The sequence below is a fragment of the Bacillus sp. LSHTCR4 genome (genome assembly GCF_057197025.1).
On sequence record NZ_JBXUNO010000016.1, the window covers coordinates 1 to 2,986 of the forward strand.

Consider the following 2,986-nt stretch of genomic DNA (forward strand, 5'->3'; position numbering starts at 1 on the left):
GTATGTTCTTTGAAAACTAGATAACAGTGTAGCTCATATTTTTTAATTTTTAGTTTGGTTAAGTTAGAAAGGGCGCACGGTGGATGCCTTGACACTAGGAGTCGATGAAGGACGGGACTAACGCCGATATGCTTCGGGGAGCTGTAAGTAAGCTTTGATCCGAAGATTTCCGAATGGGGAAACCCACCATACGTAATGGTATGGTATCCTTATCTGAATACATAGGGTAAGGAAGACAGACCCAGGGAACTGAAACATCTAAGTACCTGGAGGAAGAGAAAGCAAATGCGATTTCCTGAGTAGCGGCGAGCGAAACGGAACATAGCCCAAACCAAGAGGCTTGCCTCTTGGGGTTGTAGGACATTCTATACGGAGTTACAAAGGAACGAGGTAGACGAAGCGACCTGGAAAGGTCCGTCGTAGAGGGTAACAACCCCGTAGTCGAAACTTCGTTCTCTCTTGAATGTATCCTGAGTACGGCGGAACACGTGAAATTCCGTCGGAATCTGGGAGGACCATCTCCCAAGGCTAAATACTCCCTAGTGATCGATAGTGAACCAGTACCGTGAGGGAAAGGTGAAAAGCACCCCGGAAGGGGAGTGAAAGAGATCCTGAAACCGTGTGCCTACAAATAGTCAGAGCCCGTTAACGGGTGATGGCGTGCCTTTTGTAGAATGAACCGGCGAGTTACGATCCCGTGCGAGGTTAAGCTGAAGAGGCGGAGCCGCAGCGAAAGCGAGTCTGAATAGGGCGTTTAGTACGTGGTCGTAGACCCGAAACCAGGTGATCTACCCATGTCCAGGGTGAAGTTCAGGTAACACTGAATGGAGGCCCGAACCCACGCACGTTGAAAAGTGCGGGGATGAGGTGTGGGTAGCGGAGAAATTCCAATCGAACCTGGAGATAGCTGGTTCTCCCCGAAATAGCTTTAGGGCTAGCCTTAAGTGTAAGAGTCTTGGAGGTAGAGCACTGATTGGACTAGGGGTCCTCATCGGATTACCGAATTCAGTCAAACTCCGAATGCCAATGACTTATCCTTAGGAGTCAGACTGCGAGTGATAAGATCCGTAGTCAAAAGGGAAACAGCCCAGACCGCCAGCTAAGGTCCCAAAGTGTGTATTAAGTGGAAAAGGATGTGGAGTTGCTTAGACAACTAGGATGTTGGCTTAGAAGCAGCCACCATTTAAAGAGTGCGTAATAGCTCACTAGTCGAGTGACTCTGCGCCGAAAATGTACCGGGGCTAAATACACCACCGAAGCTGCGGATTGATACCAATGGTATCAGTGGTAGGGGAGCGTTCTAAGGACAGTGAAGTCAGACCGGAAGGACTGGTGGAGTGCTTAGAAGTGAGAATGCCGGTATGAGTAGCGAAAGACGGGTGAGAATCCCGTCCACCGAATGCCTAAGGTTTCCTGAGGAAGGCTCGTCCGCTCAGGGTTAGTCAGGACCTAAGCCGAGGCCGACAGGCGTAGGCGATGGACAACAGGTTGATATTCCTGTACCACCTCTTTATCGTTTGAGCAATGGAGGGACGCAGAAGGATAGAAGAAGCGTGCGATTGGTTGTGCACGTCCAAGCAGTTAGGCTGATAAGTAGGCAAATCCGCTTATCGTGAAGGCTGAGCTGTGATGGGGAAGCTCCTTATGGAGCGAAGTCTTTGATTCCCCGCTGCCAAGAAAAGCTTCTAGCGAGATAAAAGGTGCCTGTACCGCAAACCGACACAGGTAGGCGAGGAGAGAATCCTAAGGTGTGCGAGAGAACTCTGGTTAAGGAACTCGGCAAAATGACCCCGTAACTTCGGGAGAAGGGGTGCTTTCTTAACGGAAAGCCGCAGTGAATAGGCCCAAGCGACTGTTTAGCAAAAACACAGCTCTCTGCGAAGCCGTAAGGCGAAGTATAGGGGGTGACACCTGCCCGGTGCTGGAAGGTTAAGGAGAGGGGTTAGCGTAAGCGAAGCTCTGAACTGAAGCCCCAGTAAACGGCGGCCGTAACTATAACGGTCCTAAGGTAGCGAAATTCCTTGTCGGGTAAGTTCCGACCCGCACGAAAGGTGTAACGATTTGGGCACTGTCTCAACCAGAGACTCGGTGAAATTATAGTACCTGTGAAGATGCAGGTTACCCGCGACAGGACGGAAAGACCCCGTGGAGCTTTACTGTAGCCTGATATTGAATTTTGGTACAGTTTGTACAGGATAGGCGGGAGCCTTTGAAACCGGAGCGCTAGCTTCGGTGGAGGCGCTGGTGGGATACCGCCCTGACTGTATTGAAATTCTAACCTACGGGTCTTATCGACCCGGGAGACAGTGTCAGGTGGGCAGTTTGACTGGGGCGGTCGCCTCCTAAAGTGTAACGGAGGCGCCCAAAGGTTCCCTCAGAATGGTTGGAAATCATTCGTAGAGTGCAAAGGCATAAGGGAGCTTGACTGCGAGACCTACAAGTCGAGCAGGGACGAAAGTCGGGCTTAGTGATCCGGTGGTTCCGCATGGAAGGGCCATCGCTCAACGGATAAAAGCTACCCCGGGGATAACAGGCTTATCTCCCCCAAGAGTCCACATCGACGGGGAGGTTTGGCACCTCGATGTCGGCTCATCGCATCCTGGGGCTGTAGTCGGTCCCAAGGGTTGGGCTGTTCGCCCATTAAAGCGGTACGCGAGCTGGGTTCAGAACGTCGTGAGACAGTTCGGTCCCTATCCGTCGTGGGCGTAGGAAATTTGAGAGGAGCTGTCCTTAGTACGAGAGGACCGGGATGGACGCACCGCTGGTGTACCAGTTGTTCTGCCAAGGGCATAGCTGGGTAGCTATGTGCGGAAGGGATAAGTGCTGAAAGCATCTAAGCATGAAGCCCCCCTCAAGATGAGATTTCCCATAGCGTAAGCTAGTAAGATCCCTGAAAGATGATCAGGTTGATAGGTTCGAGGTGGAAGCATGGTGACATGTGGAGCTGACGAATACTAATAGATCGAGGACTTAACCATATAATATG

Annotated in this window: 1 rRNA gene; it reads left to right on the forward strand. The window is 51.3% G+C overall.

The features are described from left to right. Nucleotides 1-56: 56 nt before the first annotated feature. Nucleotides 57-2,978 (forward strand): 23S ribosomal RNA (locus tag AC2CGR_RS28100). Nucleotides 2,979-2,986 lie beyond the last annotated feature (8 nt).